The sequence below is a fragment of the Amycolatopsis sp. CFH S0740 genome (genome assembly GCF_004522315.1).
In the GTDB taxonomy this organism is placed as follows: domain Bacteria; phylum Actinomycetota; class Actinomycetes; order Mycobacteriales; family Pseudonocardiaceae; genus Amycolatopsis; species Amycolatopsis nivea.
Genome location: NZ_SDLS01000021.1, coordinates 112,529 through 130,746, shown reverse-complemented (window position 1 = coordinate 130,746; position 18,218 = coordinate 112,529). Strand labels below are relative to the sequence as shown.

General features: G+C 70.1%; 14 protein-coding genes. 4 read left to right on the top strand and 10 right to left on the bottom strand.

What is annotated here, in order from left to right; all coding sequences use genetic code 11:
• Positions 1–10: 10 nt before the first annotated feature.
• Complete coding sequence (gene ahcY / locus EIZ45_RS30280) at positions 11–1,483, bottom strand: adenosylhomocysteinase (RefSeq protein WP_134666987.1); 1,473 nt, start codon at positions 1,481–1,483, stop codon at positions 11–13.
• Between the two features lie 128 nt (positions 1,484–1,611).
• Here ahcY and EIZ45_RS30275 point away from each other — a divergent pair, with 128 nt between their 5' ends.
• Positions 1,612–3,849, top strand: a complete 2,238-nt coding sequence (locus EIZ45_RS30275; protein ID WP_051729246.1) for a hypothetical protein — start codon at positions 1,612–1,614, stop codon at positions 3,847–3,849.
• Positions 3,850–4,579: 730 nt separating this feature from the next.
• On the opposite strand, the gene EIZ45_RS30265 is transcribed toward EIZ45_RS30275, so the two are convergent.
• The 3 genes from EIZ45_RS30265 to EIZ45_RS30255 form a co-directional block, all read right to left on the bottom strand.
• A complete protein-coding gene (locus EIZ45_RS30265) occupies positions 4,580–5,302 on the bottom strand; it encodes an LPXTG cell wall anchor domain-containing protein (RefSeq protein ID WP_134666989.1) in 723 nt (240 codons plus the stop codon).
• A 279-nt stretch (positions 5,303–5,581) separates the two neighbouring features.
• Positions 5,582–7,126 carry an amino acid permease gene (locus EIZ45_RS30260; RefSeq protein ID WP_037816607.1) on the bottom strand — a complete coding sequence of 515 codons (1,545 nt, stop codon included), beginning with the start codon at positions 7,124–7,126 and terminating at the stop codon, positions 5,582–5,584.
• Positions 7,127–7,204: 78 nt separating this feature from the next.
• Positions 7,205–8,119 carry a cation diffusion facilitator family transporter gene (locus tag EIZ45_RS30255; protein WP_134666991.1) on the bottom strand — a complete coding sequence of 305 codons (915 nt, stop codon included), beginning with the start codon at positions 8,117–8,119 and terminating at the stop codon, positions 7,205–7,207.
• 170 nt (positions 8,120–8,289) lie between these two features.
• On the opposite strand from EIZ45_RS30255, the gene EIZ45_RS30250 reads away from it, so the two are divergent.
• Positions 8,290–8,808 carry a helix-turn-helix domain-containing protein gene (locus EIZ45_RS30250; RefSeq protein WP_043828417.1) on the top strand — a complete coding sequence of 173 codons (519 nt, stop codon included), beginning with the start codon at positions 8,290–8,292 and terminating at the stop codon, positions 8,806–8,808.
• Positions 8,750–9,439: a nucleotidyl transferase AbiEii/AbiGii toxin family protein gene (locus EIZ45_RS47440; RefSeq protein ID WP_134666993.1), complete on the top strand. Its 690-nt coding sequence runs from the start codon at positions 8,750–8,752 to the stop codon at positions 9,437–9,439. The genes EIZ45_RS30250 and EIZ45_RS47440 overlap by 59 nt, the downstream gene beginning before the upstream one ends.
• Positions 9,440–9,446: 7 nt before the next feature.
• On the opposite strand, the gene manA is transcribed toward EIZ45_RS47440, so the two are convergent.
• From manA to EIZ45_RS30220, 5 genes are all read right to left on the bottom strand, one after another.
• Positions 9,447–10,679, bottom strand: a complete 1,233-nt coding sequence (manA, locus tag EIZ45_RS30240) for a mannose-6-phosphate isomerase, class I (protein WP_134667105.1) — start codon at positions 10,677–10,679, stop codon at positions 9,447–9,449.
• 82 nt (positions 10,680–10,761) lie between these two features.
• Positions 10,762–11,847, bottom strand: a complete 1,086-nt coding sequence (locus EIZ45_RS30235) for a hypothetical protein (RefSeq protein ID WP_037816614.1) — start codon at positions 11,845–11,847, stop codon at positions 10,762–10,764.
• Positions 11,848–11,849: 2 nt separating this feature from the next.
• Positions 11,850–12,068, bottom strand: coding sequence for a Trm112 family protein (locus tag EIZ45_RS30230; RefSeq protein ID WP_037816616.1), 219 nt, complete (start codon positions 12,066–12,068; stop codon positions 11,850–11,852).
• 68 nt (positions 12,069–12,136) lie between these two features.
• Positions 12,137–13,492, bottom strand: a complete 1,356-nt coding sequence (locus EIZ45_RS30225) for a phosphomannomutase/phosphoglucomutase (protein WP_037816618.1) — start codon at positions 13,490–13,492, stop codon at positions 12,137–12,139.
• Positions 13,493–13,567: 75 nt separating this feature from the next.
• Entirely contained in the window at positions 13,568–13,921 is a 354-nt protein-coding gene (locus EIZ45_RS30220; RefSeq protein WP_037718335.1) for a DUF3499 domain-containing protein, read from the bottom strand.
• 79 nt (positions 13,922–14,000) lie between these two features.
• On the opposite strand from EIZ45_RS30220, the gene EIZ45_RS30215 reads away from it, so the two are divergent.
• Entirely contained in the window at positions 14,001–14,465 is a 465-nt protein-coding gene (locus tag EIZ45_RS30215) for a metallopeptidase family protein (RefSeq protein ID WP_037816621.1), read from the top strand.
• Between the two features lie 215 nt (positions 14,466–14,680).
• On the opposite strand, the gene EIZ45_RS30210 is transcribed toward EIZ45_RS30215, so the two are convergent.
• Entirely contained in the window at positions 14,681–17,986 is a 3,306-nt protein-coding gene (locus EIZ45_RS30210) for a glycosyltransferase family 2 protein (protein ID WP_134667107.1), read from the bottom strand.
• Positions 17,987–18,218 lie beyond the last annotated feature (232 nt).

The following is an 18,218-nucleotide window of genomic DNA, read 5'->3' as shown; positions in this document are numbered from 1 at the left end:
GCGTCAGCGATCAGTAACGATAGTGCTCAGACTTGAACGGACCCTCGACATCCACGTCGATGTATTCCGCCTGTTCCTTCGACAGCTTCGTCAGCTCGCCGCCCAGCGCTTCCAGGTGGATCCGCGCGACCTTTTCGTCCAGTTTCTTCGGGAGGCGGTAGACCTCCTTGTCGTACTCCTCAGTCTTGGTGAAGAGTTCGACCTGCGCGATGACCTGGTTGGCGAAGCTGTTCGACATCACGAAGCTCGGGTGCCCGGTCGCGTTGCCCAGGTTCAGCAGCCGGCCCTCGGACAGCACCAGGATGCTCTTGCCTTCCGGGAACACCCATTCGTCGACCTGCGGCTTGATGTTCACGCGCCGCACGCCCGGGTAGCGCGCGAGGCCCGCCATGTCGAGTTCGTTGTCGAAGTGGCCGATGTTGCCGACGATCGCCTGGTGCTTCATCCGCGCCATGTGCTCGACCATCACCACGTTCTTGTTGCCCGTGGTGGTGACGTAGATGTCGCCCTCGTCCAGCACCGTTTCCAGGCGCTTGACCTCGTAGCCGTCCATCATCGCCTGCAGTGCGCAGATCGGGTCGATCTCGGTGATGATCACGCGGGCGCCCTGGCCGCGCAGCGATTCCGCCGCGCCCTTGCCGACGTCGCCGTAGCCGCAGACCACCGCGACCTTGCCGCCGATCAGGACGTCGGTGCCGCGGTTGATGCCGTCGATCAGCGAGTGGCGGATGCCGTAGCGGTTGTCGAACTTCGACTTCGTCACCGAGTCGTTGACGTTGATCGCCGGGAACAGCAGTTCGCCCGCGGCCGCCAGCTGGTACAGCCGCAGCACGCCGGTGGTGGTCTCCTCGGTGACGCCCTTCACGCTCTGCCCGATGGCGGTCCACTTGCCCTTGTCCGCCGCGACCGACGCGCGCAGCAGCTCGAGGAAGACCTTCCATTCCTCGGGGTCCTCGTCGTCGGCGGGCGGGACCACGCCTGCCTTCTCGTACTCGGTGCCCTTGTGGACCAGCATGGTGGCGTCGCCGCCGTCGTCGAGGATCATGTTCGGGCCTTCGCCCTCCCACGTGAGCATCCGCTCAGTGCACCACCAGTATTCCTCGAGCGTTTCGCCCTTCCACGCGAACACCGGGACGCCCTTGGGCTCCTCGGGCGTGCCGTGCGGTCCGACGACGACCGCGGCCGCGGCGTGGTCCTGGGTGGAGAAAATGTTGCATGAGGCCCAGCGCACCTCCGCGCCGAGCGCCACCAGCGTCTCGATCAGCACCGCGGTCTGCACGGTCATGTGCAGCGACCCGGCGATTCGCGCCCCGCGCAGCGGGTAGACCTCAGCGTATTCGCGACGCAGCGCCATCAGGCCGGGCATCTCGTGCTCGGCGAGCCGGATCTCCTTCCGGCCGAACTCCGCGGCCTCGAGATCGGCGACGGCGAATTCGAGGCCGCCCCGGGTGTCGTGCCGCTTGACAACGCTTTCGGGGGTCATAGTGCGGTTCCTCCAAGGTTTGATGGCACCTGAACAGTACCGTTGTCGGCTCGACCCTGACTCGAACGGATGAGGAGAGAACCACCGTGCCCGCCCCGCTCCCCGGCCCTGACACCCGCATCGTCGAAATGAGGGTGTCCGGACTCGTGGGCACGAGCGGCGAGACGCTCCTCGACACGGTCCAGACCGTCGACGTCGCCGGCGACGAACTCGGCCGCGTGGTGCGCCCGGCCGACCGGCTGCGGCGCCCGGCTCCCGGTCCGGTGGTGCCCGCGCTCGGCCGGTCGATCCCGCGCACCGTCGAAGGCTACCTGTGGAGCGGCATGACGTCCGGCGGCGTCGCGAAGGCCGCCTGGGCGCTGCTGTTCCCGTTCTCGCTGGCGAACGTCGCGTTCTGGATGCTGCCGCCGGTCCACCGCGGCCGCTGGCTCGGCGGCCTGTGCCGCGGCCTGCTGCGGATCGCCGCGGTGCTGCTCACCATGCTGCTGGTCAGCCAGGTCGCGGCGGCGGTGCTGGACCTCGTCGCGACGCAATGCCTGGCACCCGGACGCGCCTGCCTCACCTGGGTGACCCCCGAACTGCGCAAGGGACCGCTGCGGATCGGCGTCGGGGTCGCCGTGCTCCTCGCACTGGTCTACGCCCTGCACCGGATCTCGTCGACGAACTGGCGAGTCCGCCCGCCCGGTCCTCCCGTCCGCCAGGGCGTCCCGATGCGGTTGCGCGCCGATCCGGAAGCGCCCGGAATGTCCGCGACGCACGCGGTCGCCGCACTCGCCTGCATCTCCTTGCTTCTGCTGGGCGGACCCTTCCACGTGCCCACGAAAATCCCGCAGTTGATCGCGTGGATCTGCACCCTCGCCCTGGTCCTCGCGGTTCTGCTCGGAGGCGCGATCGGCAGCGACACCGGCACCATCGCGCGCCGGAGCTTGATCACCTTCGCGACGCTGCTGGTCATCTTCGCCACCGTGCTGGCCGCGCCCGTCGACAATCGGTTGCCCGGCGTCGACAACACCGTCGAAGGACTCGGCGGCGCTCTGCTCGTCGTCACCCTGCTGTTCGCACTCGCGCTGATCCCGTCCGCGCTGCTGGCCCGCTCCGCCTGGCGCGACCGCCCACGCCGGCTCCGCCCGTGGCTCGGCGGCTGGGCAGCGGCCCCGGTACTCGCACTCGCCGGCCTCCTCGGCGGCGGTTTCGGCGCCGGACTGGCAATCGCCATCCGAAAACTTCTCCGCGCGGAGAAACTGGCCCTGCCCACGACGTACGACCTGGTCACCGTCCTGTGGGGCGGCGGTCTGGGCCTGATGGCCCTGCTCGCCATCGCTGGGTACGCCATCGCCGTCCCGCTGCGTCGCCGCCGACGTGGCATCCCGCCCATCGTCGAACTGATGGAACACGACGAACAACAAGAACAAGACGCCGCGCGAGCCTGGGCCCGCTCAGCCTGGGAACGCCGCCACCTGCACCACCTGGCCGTGATCGTCGCGCTGGGCCTCTGCGTCGGCGCGATCGCCCTGCTGGTCGTGCGGTTCGGTTTCAACCTGCAGCCAGGCTGGTTCACCACTGTGTCGGCGATCGGCGTATTCGCTCTAGGCGCGCTGGCCGCCGGCCTGCTGCGGGTGGTCTACTCCGCCGCCCGCTCCCCCCAACGGAGCCGCCACCTGGGCGCGCTGGCGGACCTGGTCTCGTTCTGGCCGCGCGCCGCCCACCCCGGCGTACCCCCTTGCTACGCACTGAAGGTCGTCCCCGAACTGGCGGCACGAGTCAAGGAACACCTCGCCGAGCCAGGCACGCGAGTCGTCCTGTCCGGCCTCAACCTGGGCAGCATCCTCACCGTGCTCACGGCAGCTCAACTCAGCGCCGAACTCCCCCCGAACGAACGCGACCGAGTCGGCCTCCTCACCGCAGGCTCCCCCTTGCAGTGGGGCTACCAGCGCGCCTTCCCCGCCGTCCTGCCGCAAGATTCGCTGGCCGACTTGTTCTCGTCGCTGGACGGCCGCTGGCGCGCACTGTGCCGAGGCACCGACATCTTCGGCGGCGGCGTGACGACCTGGCGCCACCAAACGAGCAACGGCCACCTGCTGGGCGAGGGCTACCTCCCGGACGGCAAATGGGGCGCCCTGGAAACCACCCCAGACGACGCAGGAGTCCTCATCCTCGGCGGCGACCACTGGGTCCCCGACCCCCTGCGAGCCCCCGACGGCCGCAGCCGCTGGGCCCCCGGAGTCCTGAAACACACCGAGTACCTGGCCGACCCAGAGTGGGACAACGCCGTAGCGATGGCCGCAGGCCTAGGCCGCCCCAACGGCCGCGCCCGCACACTAGGCGAACAAGGCTCCCTCTTCGGCGACCTGCCCCGCCCCCGCTAATCCCCCCGCGTTGTCCGTGCGGGCCACCCTCGCAGCCCCAGAGTCCCGCAACGTTCCCCTCACGACCTTTGCGCGTACGTGAGGGCCACCCTGAGGGAACCTGATTCCCTGAGGGTTCCCCTCACGACCCGCTCACGACCCGAGCGAGTCCGTGAGGGACCCCTTCACGGCCCGCCCTCGCCAGCCGCGGCCGCCGGGGGGTGCTGGCCCCAATGCCANCGCCAGCCGCGGCCGCCGGGGGGTGCTGGCCCCAATGCCACATTGGTTGCGTCCCACGCACCGAACGCCACATTGGGTGCGTCAGATGCACCCAATGCCGCATTGGGGCGCTAGCCCCGCCGCGAACGAAACCGCCGCCGATGCACCCGCCATCGAGGCACCCAGCCCCAACCCGCAACCAATGCACCCACCCGTCGAGGCACCCAGCCCCAACCCGCAACCAATGCACCCACCCGTCGAGGCACCCAGCCCCAAACCGCAACCAATGCACCCACCCGTCGAGGCACCCAGCCCCAAACCGCAACCAATGCACCCACCCATCGAGGCACCCACACCACCCCCGCACCCCGATACGAAGCCAAAAATGCGGGCGGCGGGTGTTTGTCAAGGCATCTTTCCCGCCTTGACAAACACCCGCCGCCCGTCATCACAATCAGCTTCGGGGTGCCCCGCCGCACCAACCGTGCGCAATGTCGCCGCCAGGCGACGAGCCGAGGCTCCCGAAACGGACTCAGTTAGTCCCGCGCCGCCGAACCTTAAGCAGCACCAGCAACCCGCCACCGCCAACAATCAACACCCCAGCAACCCAAAACAGCCAGGCATTGTCGAACCCAGTGTTAGCCAACCCGCCCCCAGTCCCATTCTGGTTCCCAGCCGGAACAACCGCCGGAGCACTGGTCGTAGTAGCAGGAGCAGAAGTCACACCGCCCGGCACCGTCGACGTAGCCGGAGCGCTAGGCGTAGTGCTAGGAGCCTCCGAAGTCGGCTGCGACGGAGTAGTGGTCGGGGTCTCCGAGACCGGCGGCTTGGTCGGCGTGGTCTTGGTTCCGCAGGCGAACCAGTGGCTGATCGTCGGCAGCTGGTCGCCGCGGTTGTACGGCGAGCGCAGCTTCTCCCACGGCGGCGTGGCCGACATGCCGCGCTCACCCGGCACGTACACGTTGAACCCGGGCCCGCCCTTGACCACGATCGCGGTGACCGTGACGCCCTCGCCCACCGCGGTGACGTTCAGGTACTTGTCCTTCTGCGTGCCGCCGGTGACGGTGAGGTCGCCCGCGTCGAGCAGGTCGCCGGGCACCTTCGCCTGGGCACAGGTGGTCGCGTTGCCCTCGACCGGCTTCGCCCGGCCGTCGTCCGTGGTGCAGGCGAGCGCCGAGGTCGCGGTGCCGAGCAGGGCGAGTCCGGCCACCGCGGCGACCGTGAAACCGGCACGCAGTCTGGTGCTGATGGGCATGGAGTTACTCCTCAGGGAAAAATCCGAACGGGGGATAACACACGCGGAGAACTGCGACCCTCCGTAGGAACCCCGACCACTGTTCGTGCGAATTACCCGAGAGTGATTAACCCGTCAGAGGGAAGACGACGCGGAGGGTATCGCACGCTCAGCACGCCTTCCCTGGTGGGCCCGAGTAGCCACCCGAACCGAGATCCGCGAGTTGCGCATCCGTGACCGACCATGCGAAACGGCCCGCCGCCCACAGTGGGCGACGGGCCGCTCGTCAGCGAAAACAGGTCAGTCGGCGACCGGCGGCGCGGGTTCGGAAACCGCACCGCCCTGGTCGACGCCCGACTGCCGCTTCCCCAGCAGCGAATGCCGGCGGCTGTAGGCGAAGTAGATCACCACGCCGATCACCATCCAGGCGACGAACCGCAGCCAGGTCAGCACGGTCAGGTTCAGCATCAGCCACAGGCAGGCCAGGATCGCCAGCGGCGCGATGACCCACACGCCCGGCACGCGGAACGCGCGCGGCAGGTCCGGGCGGCTCTTGCGCAGCACCAGTACGCCCGCCGACACGAGGATGAACGCGAACAGCGTGCCGACGTTGACCATTTCCTCGAGCTTGTCCGCCGGGAAGAACGTCGCACCCGCCGCGACCAGCGCACCGACCACGAGCGTCGCGCGCTTCGGCGTCCCGCGGTCGCTCGTCTTGGCCAGCGAACGCGGCATGAGGCCGTCGCGGGACATCGCGAAGATGATCCGCACCTGGCCGAGCATCAGGACCATGACGACGGTGGTCAGCCCGGCCAGCGCGCCGACGGAGATGACGTTCGCGGCCCAGTCGACGCCGTTCGCGGAGAACGCGGTGGCGAGCGTCTTGTGGCTGCCGTCGCCCGCCGAGGTCGACAGGTCGGTGTAGGGCACCATGCCGACGACCACCAGCGACACCGCGACGTACAGGACGGTCACGATCGCCAGCGAGCCGAAAATGCCGCGCGGCACGGCCTTCTGCGGGTTGCGGGTCTCCTCCGCGGTGGTCGCGACGATGTCGAACCCGATGAACGCGAAGAACACGATCGACGCCCCGGCCAGCAGGCCGAAGATGCCGAACGAGCTGCTGCCGCCGCCGGCGAGGAGCGAGAACAGCGACTGGTCGACGCCGCTCGACCCGGATCCGGCGGGCTTGCCCTCGGGCACGAACGGCGTGTAGTTGCTGGACTTGATGTAGAAGAAGCCGAGGATGACCACGAACAGCACGACGGCGACCTTGATGCCGGTGATCACCATCGAGAACCGCGACGACAGCTTCGTGCCGAGCACCAGCAGCGTCACCAGCGCGGCCACGACGATGAACGCGCCCCAGTCGATGCCGAAACCGCCGCCGAGATCGATCGACGTCTTGGTGCCCTTGCCGAAGATGTACTCCAGCACCGTCTGCAGGTACGACGACCAGCCCTTGGCGACCGCGGCGGCGCCGACGGCCAGCTCCAGGATCAGGTCCCAGCCGATGATCCACGCCATGAACTCGCCGAAGGTGGCGTAGGAGAACGTGTACGCGCTGCCCGCGACCGGGACGGTGGAAGCGAATTCGGCGTAGCACAACGCGGCGAGCGCACAGGCGATCGCCGCGATCACGAACGCGACGGACACCGAGGGACCGGCGAAGTCCCCTGCCGTGCGTGCGGTGAGCGTGAAGATGCCGGCGCCGATGACGACCGCGACGCCGAAGACCGTGAGGTCCCAGGCGCTCAGGTTCCTGCGGAGTTTTGTCTCCGGTTCATCGGTGTCCGAAATGGACTGCTCGATTGACTTAGTGCGCCACAACCCAGTGCCGGGCAACGTTGACCTCCTGCGGTGACCTTCGTGGGGACCGGGCGCCACCCTAGCCTGTCGGTTGGGCGCCAGCTGTCCGGACAGTCAGCGCGTCTCGCGGTCGAGGTCGGGCTCCAGGTAAATCAGCGTCGCGACGGGGACCTTCGCACGCACGCGGGCCTCGGCGTCGTCGATCGCACCGGCGATCGCGGCGGTGTCGAGACCGGGAACGAGCGCGAGCTTCGCGGCGACGAGCAGTTCGTCCGGGCCGAGGTACTGGGTGCGGATGTGGATGACGCGCTCGACCTTGCCCGCGGCCAGTTCGTCCACAATGGTCGCGAGATCGGTTTCGGTCGCGCCCTCGCCGATCAGCAGGCTCTTCATCTCGATGATCAGGATGATCGCGATGACGCCGAGCAGCACCCCGATGAAGACGGTGCCGATCCCGTCGAACACCGGATTGCCGGTCAGCACCGAAAGCCCGACGCCGAGCAACGCGAACACGAGACCGAGCAGCGCGCCGGAGTCCTCCAGCAGCACGACCGGGAGTTCCGGCTCCTTGGCCTGGCGGATGAACCGCCACCAGCTCGCATTGCCCTTGATCTTGCGCGACTCGCCCATCGCGGTGTAGAAGCTGTAGCCCTCGAGGCAGATCGCGACGAGCAGGATGATCACCGCGACGACCGGCGTCTCCAGCGGCTGCGGCTCGATGATCTTGTGGATGCCCTCGTAGAGCGCGAACGCCGCGCCGAGCGTGAAGAGCATGAGCGCGACGATGAACGAGTAGAAGTACCGATCGCGGCCGAACCCGAACGGATGTTCCTTGGTGGCACGCCGCTTCGAGGTCTTCTGCCCGAGCAGCAGCAACCCCTGGTTCGACGTGTCGGCCAGCGAGTGCACCGCCTCCGCCAGCATCGACGACGACCCGGTGACCAGGAAGCCGACGAACTTGGCCACCGCGATCCCGGCGTTGGCGGCGAGCGCCGCGATGATCGCCTTGGTTCCCCCGCCAGCTGACACTTCCCGCTCCCTGCTCCGCGCCCGAATTGCCCGGTGGGAGCCTAGAGGAACCTTCGCGGCGAGGAGCGCTGGGCCGTCACCCTGCTTGCTCTTCCTCGCCAAGGTATCCGATCAGATACCTCGGGAGTGGTATCCTATCGGATACATAGCGGGCTCGAAGGAGGGCGACGATGCACACAGCCGAACTGCTCACGACAGCACGCAGGGCGGCGGAGCTGAGCCAGCAAGAACTGGCTCAGCGAGCGGGCACTTCGCGCCCCACCTTGTCCGCGTACGAAAGGGGCAAGAAGTCGCCCACTGTCGACACTGTCATCCGCCTGCTCGCCGGGGCGGGCTTCGCGCTTGCCCTTGAGCCACAGCTGCTTTTCCACGAACACACGAGCAGCGGCCGCTCGATTTCAGTACCCGCCAGCTTGCCCCGGCTGCCCCTCGCTAAAGCCTTCGCGACGGTGGTCCTGCCGATCGAACTCAACTGGTCGGAACCGGAACGCCGCTTCGACCTCTCCGCACGCGCGGAGCGGGCCAGGGTCTACGAGATCGTGCTGCGGGAAGGCACGAGCGAACACATCGCGGAGTACATCGACGGCGCGTTGCTGATCGACCTGTGGGACGAGTTGGTCCTGCCGCGGGGTGTGCGAGCTGCCTGGGCTCCGCTCGTCGAGAGCGTCCGGCCGGTACCTGCGTCGTGACGGCGCCGGAGGGGCTGACTTCGTTCCAGGTGGCTGTCGCGAAAGCATTCTTCGAGTTGCCGCAAAGCGATGGATTCCTGCTCGCCGGCGGCGCGGCTCTGCTGGCGCAACAGTTGACGACCCGGCCGACGCAGGATCTCGACTTCTTCGCCAGCCCAGGGCACGGAGACGTGCCGCATGCCAGGGACGCGTTCGAGTCCGCTGCCCACGCCCGCGGCTGGCAGGTCAGCAGAGTTCGAGACGCCAGCACCTTCTGCCGACTAGTCGTGCTCGGGCCGGAGAGCCTGGTCGTGGATCTCGCGCTCGACGCGGGACCGACCCTCCCGCCGACACTGACGTTTCTCGGCCCACGTTCGACCGGGAAGAACTCGCGGGACGGAAGGTGGTCGCACTTTTCGACCGTGCCGAAGCACGCGACTTCACGGACGTCTACGCGCTGTCCGCCACCTACTCGAAAGACTTGCTCCTGACCCGGGCAGCACAGCAGGACCCTGGCTTCGATACCTCGGTGTTCGCGCAGATGCTCGGCTCACTGTCCCGCTTCGGAGATCGAGACCTGCCAATCGCACTCGACGAGGTCCGAGCGCTGCGCCGCTTTTTCGCCGTCTGGGCCGCCGAGCTGAACGCCTGAAGTCAGATCACAGCTCGCAAGCCCCGGCGGTAGCCCGGAACAGCTGCGACCGTTCCCCGCCCAACGGGCGTACCCGCACCGCCGGATCCGCGGCGGGCAGCCATACCGACTGTCCCCTCCGCAATTCCGCCTGTTCCCCGTCCGAGGCGAGCACCAGGAGATCCCCTTCGGTGCACAGCAGGATCTGTGGCCCGGCCGAATCGACCTCGATCTCGGTGTCGTCCCCGGCCGCCCATTCCATTCGGGACAGTTCGAATTCCGGGGCGTCCGTGTGGTACACCGCCATCCGCTGGCCGGCGCATTCTCCGTGCTGCACCGGCATTTCCCCGCACGCGAAGTCGACCACGCGCAGCAGCTCCGGCACGTCCACGTGCTTCGGGGTGAGGCCGCAGCGCAGGATGTTGTCCGAGTTCGCCAGGATCTCCACCGCGGTGCCGTGCAGGTACAGGTGCAGGTTGCCGGCAGGCAGGTAGATCGCCTCGCCCGCACGCAGGGTCAGGCGGTTGAGCAGCAGCGCGGCCAGCACGCCTGCGTCGCGCGGGTGGGTTTCGCCCAGTTCCAGGATCGTGCGGCATTCGGTCGCGAACTCGCCGTGGTCCTGGACGTGCCGGACGCACGCGTCGAGCACCTCCGGCAGCAATTCGTCCAGCGCGGACTGCGGCAGCGTGATCCAGGTGGTGAACAGCGCGCGCAGCCCGGCCGGGTCCGGTTGGGCTTCCAGCAGGCCGGTGTACTTGCCCAGCCCGGGCGTCTCGATCGCCTTCAGCAGCTTGACCGTGCGGTGCGGGTCGCGGAACCCGGCGAGCGCGTGGAACTCCGTCAGCGCGCAGACCAGCTCCGGCTTCGCCGTGGGGTCCGGGTAGTTCCGGTTCGCGGCGTCGCGCGGGATGCCCAGCTTCTCCTCGCGGGCGTGTCCCTCCGCGGCCTGCGCGGCCGACGGGTGCGCCTGCATCGAGAGCGGTTCTTCCGCGGCGAGGATCTTCAGCAGGAACGGCAGCCGGTTGCCCCAGCGCCGCGCGCAGTCCTCGCCGAGCTGGCCGACCGGATCGGCGTCGACGAGTTCGAGCAGGCTCACCTCGGCGCCGTCCGGGCCGAGCACGTGCGACGGGTCCCCTGGGTGCGCTCCCATCCACAGCTCGGCCTCGGGGTGCGGCGCCGGCACCGGACGGCCCTGCAGCTGCGGGATGGCCGTTCGCGATCCCCAGGCGTAGGGCCGTACGGCGTTGCGCAACAGCTCCACTGTCAACTCCCAATCCTTCCCGTCGGCACTGGGCCGACGCACGCGGCGGCGGAACCGCCTGCCCGCGTTCCCCCCTGCTCCCTCAGGCGGAGGCCGGTTCGTATCTCCCGGCCCCGCCGATGCTGCCCGCCGCCAGCCCCAGGTACACCGCGGCCAGCTCGAACCGCAGCGCCAGCACCGCGGCGCGGACGATCTCGTCCGCCTCGATCTCCTCGGCGGGCGCGATCAGGTCCGCGCCCGGCAGGAACTCCTCGGCCTGGTACCGGGCCGCCTCGGTGGCCGGACCGGTCCGCACCGACAGCAGCAGCACCCGGGTCGCGACTCCGCCGGGGGAGTCGTCCGGGTCGGCGAAAATGTCCCGCTCCGCCCCGCCGGACTGCGCGACCCGGCGCAACGCCGGGCGGGCCAGCGCCTGCCGGTAGTCCTCCACGTCGCACACCAGCGCGGCGTGCGCGGCGAACGCGTGCGCCGCGTGCTCGCCGACCGCCACCGCGACCGGGTCGAGCCCCCACAGCAGCGGCACCCGGTCCGCGACCCGCAGCGCGAGCGCCTTCGCCGGATTGGCGAACGACTCGCGTGCCAGGTAGTCCTTCTCCGCTTCGAGGTCGAGCTGGTCAGCGAGCGCCTGCACGTCCGCGACCAGCAGGCCGAGCGCGTTCGCGGTGAGCAGCCCGGCGGCCAGCCCGCGCGGGAACGCCAGCTCCGGCGGCACCGGCACGCGCGGCGCGAGCAGCACGCCCTTGCCCGCCACCGACGCCGCGACCGGCCCCTCCGCCGGCGCGGACAGCACCACCGACGCGCCGAACCGGGCGGCGCGCTCCAGCGAAGCGGCCAGCTCGCGGTCGCCCGCGTCGTCGGTGTGCGCGAACACCACGTCGAGCGCGCCGATCCAGGCCGGCACCGATTCGGCCACCACGACCGGCACCGGGCACGACGGCGTGAGCAACGCGGCCAGCAGCCGGGTGAGAGTGCGGCTCACCCCTGGCCGGTCGATGAGCACCAGCGAACGCGGACGCCCGACGTCCAGCCGTTCGCTCAGCTCCAGTTCGGCCGCCGCCTCGGCGGTGGCCCGCACCTGCGCGCCGGCCATCGCGGCGGCGCGCAGCAACCCCGCGCGGTCGGCATCGGCCAGCCGCGCGGAGTCGTCGAGCAGGGAATCGTCAAGCATGGTCAAGCACTGTCGCCGTGGTCAGCGGCCGAACCGGGCAGCGTCGCCTCGTCGAGCAGCAGCACCGGGATGCCGTCGCGGACCGGGTACACCCGGCCGCATTCGGTGCAGGTCAGCGCGTCGGCCTCGGCGTCGTCCGGCGTACCGGGACGCAGCGGGGCGTGATCCGGCGACGGGCACGCGAGGATCTCCAGCAGCTGTGCGTCAAGCGTGATGGCCATAGTTCCTCCATACCACGCGTCGTTGGGGTGTTGAGGGCGCCTTCCGGACACAATCCGGCGCCAGCCGGTCAGGCCCGGACAATGGCCAGCACCTCGGCGGTGAGCGCCTCGACCGCGGCCCGGTCGGCGGCCTCCACGTTGAGCCGCAGCAGCGGTTCGGTGTTGGAGGGGCGCAGGTTGAACCACGCGCCGCCGGGCAGCTGCACGGTGAGCCCGTCCAGCTCGTCGATCTGGACGCCGGACTTGCCCGCGTACGCGTCCTTCACCGCGAGCATCCGCGCGACCTGGTCGCTGACCGTCGAGTTGATCTCGCCGGACGCCGCGTAGCGCGAGAAGTCCTGGGTGAGCGCGGACAGCGGGCCGTTCTGCTCGCCGAGCGCGGCCAGCACGTGCAGCGCGGCCAGCATGCCGGTGTCGGCGCGCCAGAAGTCGCGGAAGTAGTAGTGCGCGGAGTGCTCGCCGCCGAAAATCGCACCGGTGCGGGCCATCTCGGCCTTGATGAAGGAGTGCCCGACCCGCGTGCGCACCGGCTTGCCGCCGTGCTCGGACACGATCTCCGGGACGCCCTTCGACGTGATCAGGTTGTGGATGACCGTTCCGCCCGGCTCCTTGGCCAGCTCGCGCACCGCGACCAGCGCGGTGATCGCGCTCGGGGACACCGGCTCGCCTCGCTCGTCCACGACGAAGCAGCGGTCCGCGTCGCCGTCGAACGCCAGCCCGGCGTCCGCGCCGACCTCGCGCACCTTGGCCTGCAGGTCGACGATGTTGGCCGGGTCGAGCGGGTTGGCCTCGTGGTTCGGGAAGGTGCCGTCGAGCTCGAAGTACATCGGCACGACCTCGATCGGCAGCCCCTCGAACACAGTCGGGACGGTGTGCCCGCCCATGCCGTTGCCCGCGTCGACCACGATCTTGAGCGGCCGCGAGCCGGAGAGGTCGACGAGGTTGCGCAGGTAGGCGGCGTAGTCGCTGAGGACGTCGCGCTCGGAGACGGTGCCGCGCTGGCCGTCGAAAGCGGGAACGCCCTGCTCGACGGTGTCGCGGATCTCCGCGAGGCCGGTGTCCTGCCCGACCGGCGAGGCTCCGGCGCGGCACATCTTGATGCCGTTGTACTTCGCGGGGTTGTGGCTGGCGGTGAACATCGCGCCCGGCAGGTTGAGCGAACCGGAGGCGAAGTAGAGCTGGTCGGTGCTGGCCAGGCCGATCGTCACCACGTCGAGGCCCTGGGAGGTCACCCCGTCGGCGAACGCCGCGGACAGTTCCGGCGACGAATCGCGCATGTCGTGGCCGATCACCACGGCCGGCGCCTCGGGTTTGATGAGCAGCGCGAACGCGGCCCCGAAGTCCCGGACGAGGGCGGCGTCGAGCTGTTCGCCGACCACGCCGCGAATGTCGTAGGCCTTCACGATGCCCGAAAGGTCTGGCACGCCTTCTCCCCGCCGCTAGTTCCGTGGCGACGCCACTCGCGCCGCGGGCGAAAGCCTACCGGTCGGGAGGATGGCTCAGGCGCGCCCCGGGAGGACGCGCAGATGGCCGCGCCTGCCGGAGGGCCCTTCGGGCTCGGGCTGCGCGGGCGGGACGTCGGAGCGACCGGCCTCGCGCACCGCCTCGGCCAGCGCGGTCAGCTCGTCGGCGGACTGCTCCGGAGCGGCGAAGGCCCCCTCGTGGCGGACGACTTCCCAGCCCTTCGGGACGGTCAGCCGCAGCGCGTGGGCCTCGCAGAGGTCGTAGGAGTGCGGTTCGGAAGCGGTGGCCAGCGGTCCGACGACCGCGGTCGAGTCCTGGTAGGCATACGTGAGCGTGGCGACAGCGGGTTCGAGGCAACCCGTTCGCGAACATTTCCGTACGCTCCGCACGATCCGAAACGATAGCGCGTCGCCGCAAGCGAGTACCGGCGACACGCGCGTTCCCCTGGCGACCGCATAGACTTGGCCGGTGGCGACGGCTCGTGACTACCGACAACGGCAGCGGCTGCGACGGGACCGGCACGGCCGGGGCCTGCGCGGAACGCTCTATCCGGCGACCCTGCCAGCGGCCGCGAGCCGCGCGGAACGCTTCGACGCGCTGGTGCTGGACGCCCTGGAGCCCATCGAGGCCCGCTGGCGACACGAGCTGACGAAACTGGACGTGGCGGTGGACGACGTCCCCGAAGTCCGCATGGACGGCCGAGCCCCCGCAGACGGAGTGCTGCACGACGGCGCAGTGCCCCTGTCAAGGCTGGTCCCAGCCGGTGTCGACCGAGCAGGCCTGCCCACCCGCGCCCGCATCGTCCTCTACCGACGCCCGCTGGAAGCACGCGCAAAAGACCCGTCAGAACTGGCGGACCTGGTCCACGACGTCCTGGTAGAGCAAGTCGCAGGCTACCTAGGCGTAGAACCAGACGTCATCGAAGGCGACTGACGCACCCTCGTCCGTGAGGGCCACCCTCATTGACTCTGATTCCCTCAGGGTTCCCCTCACGGCCCTAAAACCGCAGCCGGTGCACCCAACGAGCGAGGCACCCAGCCCTCCCCCGCACCCCGATACGAAGCGCACCTGCGGTCAGCACAATCAAGCTTCGGGGTGCCCCACGCAACCAAGGTGTGCAATGTCGCCGCCAGGCGACGAGCCGAAACTCACTCGACCCGCCCCCGAGACGGAATAGCCGTCAACGCCGTAAACAACACCGCCGCCAGTTGAACCAGCAGCAGCAACCCCCGCTCAGTCCCAGGAAACGTCACCGACACCTCCGAAGACTTCGCAGGCACCGACACGGCAACCTGATGCCCCCAAGCAGGCACGATCGGCACCGCTTTCCCGTCGACACTCGCCTGCCACCCAGCCTCCTGCTCAGCTGCCAGCACGAGCAACCGCCCAGTAGGCCCCTCAGAAGCCCGCACCCGCACATCCGGCAACCGAGCAGCCACCGGCGAAATCCCGGGATTAGTCCCCGGCGCACCCCCGCCAGTAACGGCCTGCTTGGCCAACTCCGGCGAGATCAACGCCACCTCCCCGGACTTGGGCAGCAACCGCAACGTAGGCCGCCCGTCCGACATCGGCGCGGCCACCGCAGCGAGATCACTAGCTGCCGCGGCGAACGCCCGAGCGTCCGTCCCCACCGGCAACACCACGTACTGCACCCCAGAAGCCGCAGCAGCCGCGAACACCCGCTTCAGCGCCGCGACATCCCCCTGCCCCAGCCCACGCCGCCAGTCGGCCAGCCGCTCCGGCGTCCCCTTGACCGGCGCGAGTTCATCGTCCCCGAAGAGCGCCAGCCGACCACCGGTCTGCCGCACCTGCCCCGCGCTGACGTCCAGCACCGAACGCCCCGTAGCCGCGACATCCGCCGCCACCTCAGGCGCAAGCTGCGGCCGCGCCGCCGCCGTCAACGGCCCCTCGGACCCGGTCGCGACCGCCCCGACACCCAGCGCTGCCACCACCACAACTCCGGCGACCGCGAGCACCTTCGGCAACCAAACCGCAGGCACCGCCGCACCACCCCGCTGCCAAGTAGCCAGCACCGCCCACAACAACCCGGCCCCGACCACCAGCAACGGCACCCCGGCGTACCCGGACGCGGGCGCCCCGCCCTGCATCGGCGTCAGCTGCACCTGCCGCACCAGCACGACGCCGATCAGCCCCAGCACCGCCAGCGCCAACCCGCCAACGACCTGCTTCCGCGGCCGCACCACAAGCGCGACCAGCGTCGCCACGAGCACCACCACCCCGATCGGCCACGCCCCCGGTCCACCCGGCGTAAGCCCGGCAAGATCCGTAGCGGACGCGGGCGCAGCCGGACCGCCAAGGCCTTGCAGCAACAGTTCCGGATGCCGCAGCAGCACAGTCGGCCAAGGCAGCAGCAGCACCAGCGGCAACAGCACCACGATCCCGACCGACGCCACCCGCCGAGCCAGCCCGGACGGCGCGGGCAGCACCACGAACCCGACCAGCAGACCCACCAGCGCCAGCCCGTGCGCGAGCGGCGAGAACGCCCCCAGCAACGCGACCCCGAACGCCGACAGCGCCGAAACGTGCAACCACCGCGTGCCCGGCCGGGTCAGCAACCGAACGATCCCCGCGACCACAAGCGGCAGCACGAGATGCACCACAACCACATCGAGCCGCCCCTGCGCGACCGACGCGGTCGCGGCAGGCAGCAACGCGTACGTCGCGGCAACGGCAGCGCGCACCCAGCGGCGCACGGCGAGCTTGCGAGTGGCGACGTACGCACTCAGCGCGGCAAGCGGGATGTCGCCGATGAGCAGGATCGCCACGAGCGCGGCCGGACCGCCGATCGGGGCGAAGATCGCGCCGATCGTGCCGAGCACCGGCAGCGTCGCGGGAGCGGGCGCACCGGTGCCGCCAGCGACCGAATGCCACGGCGACAGGTACGTCGACCAGATCTCGCCGAGCCCGCCGACCGGAAGCAACTGGCCGCCCCACAGGTCGAGACCGAGCCGGCCGCGGTTGAGCACCAAGGCCAGCGCGGTGAGCAGAACGACCAGCACCACCGGCGGCGCGAAGACGGTCGCGGCGAGCACGCGTCGCCGGTTGACCTCCACGAACACCAGATCCGGTTCGGGCGCGGCGGGTTCCGGACGGGGCGAAGGCGAAGGCTGAGCGGCGGTCTCCTCGGCCGGTTCAGTGTCCTCTTCGGACACCGGCGCTTCCGGCAGTGTTACCGCGACGACCGTGCCCGGCCGGCGCAGTCCCCGGCCGCGAGTGCTCAGCCCGCGCAGCGCACCGGCGGGCAAGGCGTCCGGACCGACCGGACGCGCGCCGGACGCGGCGAGCGCCTCCGGCGGAATCCACGCCGACTCCTGCTCGACGCTTTCCGGCACCGTCCCGAGTGCTACATCGCTCTGTACCCCGCGCCGGACGAGTCCAACCACCCCGGCGCTGATCGCGTTGCGCAGCCTCGCGATCCGGCTCGTGAAGAGCCCGCGGACAGTGCCGGGTCGCGGCTGCTCGCGCCGCCGCGCCCGGGCCGCGCGGAGATTTCCCTTGCCCCCGCACAGGTATCCGAGCGCGGCCAGTTCCGCGCCCGCTTCGGTGGTGCGCCGCAGCACGAAGAAGACGAACGCGCGCAGCACCAACAGGACCGGCAGCCGGACGAGCCCGAACCAGAAGGACGGGGTCGAGCAGTTCACGAGAAAGACGCGTACGCCGTGCGAACGGTTCAGCGCGGCCAGCGGACGACCGGCGGCGTCCGGGGTGCGCTGTCCGGTGGACACGGCGCGAGCGTGCCGGACGCGCGCGGAGGGCACCGACAGCACGAGCGAGCCCGCCGCGTTGGCGCGCCAGCCGAAGTCGAGATCCTCGCGCAGCAACGGGAAGTCCTCGTCGTAGCCGCCGAGCGCGTCCCAGAGTTCCCGCTGCACCAACGATCCGGCGCTCGGGACGGCGAGGACCTCGCTGGGTGCGCCGTCCGGCGCGGCCATCTGCTGGCGGTGCCCGGAGGCGTCGGTGGACAGCCCCGCCTCGACGATCAGCCGCGGATCGGTCCAGTCGGTGCCGAGCGGCCCGAGCACTTTCGCGGACGGGTTTTCCTCCGCGGCGCGCACGAGCTGGTCGAGGCAGTCGGGTTCGGGGGCGCAGTCGTCGTGCAGCACCCACAGCCACGTTCCCGGGTCGCCCCACCGTTCCACCGCGTGCGCGACGCCCGCGGCGACCGCCTCCGCGAACCCGGTTTCACTCGTCAGAGTGACAACTCCGGACAGCACCGGCTCCTCGGCGGCCGCCCCCGGTTGCGCTGCGTCGGCGAGCAGTTTCGGGGTACGGTCGGTGGATCCGGTGTCCACGGCGAGCACGTGCCGCGGACGGACTGTGCTGCGCCGCAACGCGGAAAGCGCCAGCGGCAGCCATTCTTCGCCGTCGTGACAGACCACAATGGCCAGAACGGGCAACGTCCGCACAGCGGGCGGAACGACGGTGCGAGGCAAGAACGGCTCCTGCTCGGACGGGACGATGGGTGCGGTCACCCTACGGCCTGCGCGGACGCGCGGGCACCGGCCCACGCCGCGCGTCCGGCGGATCCCACCGCGTGGACGAACCGAGCACGAGAAAAAGTCCGCGACCGCCGAACCGGCGCGCTCAAGCGACGCACCGACACCCGATCCAGCCGCGAGATCCGCGGCACACCGGGGTTTCAGCGGCGGAAGACGAAGATCACAA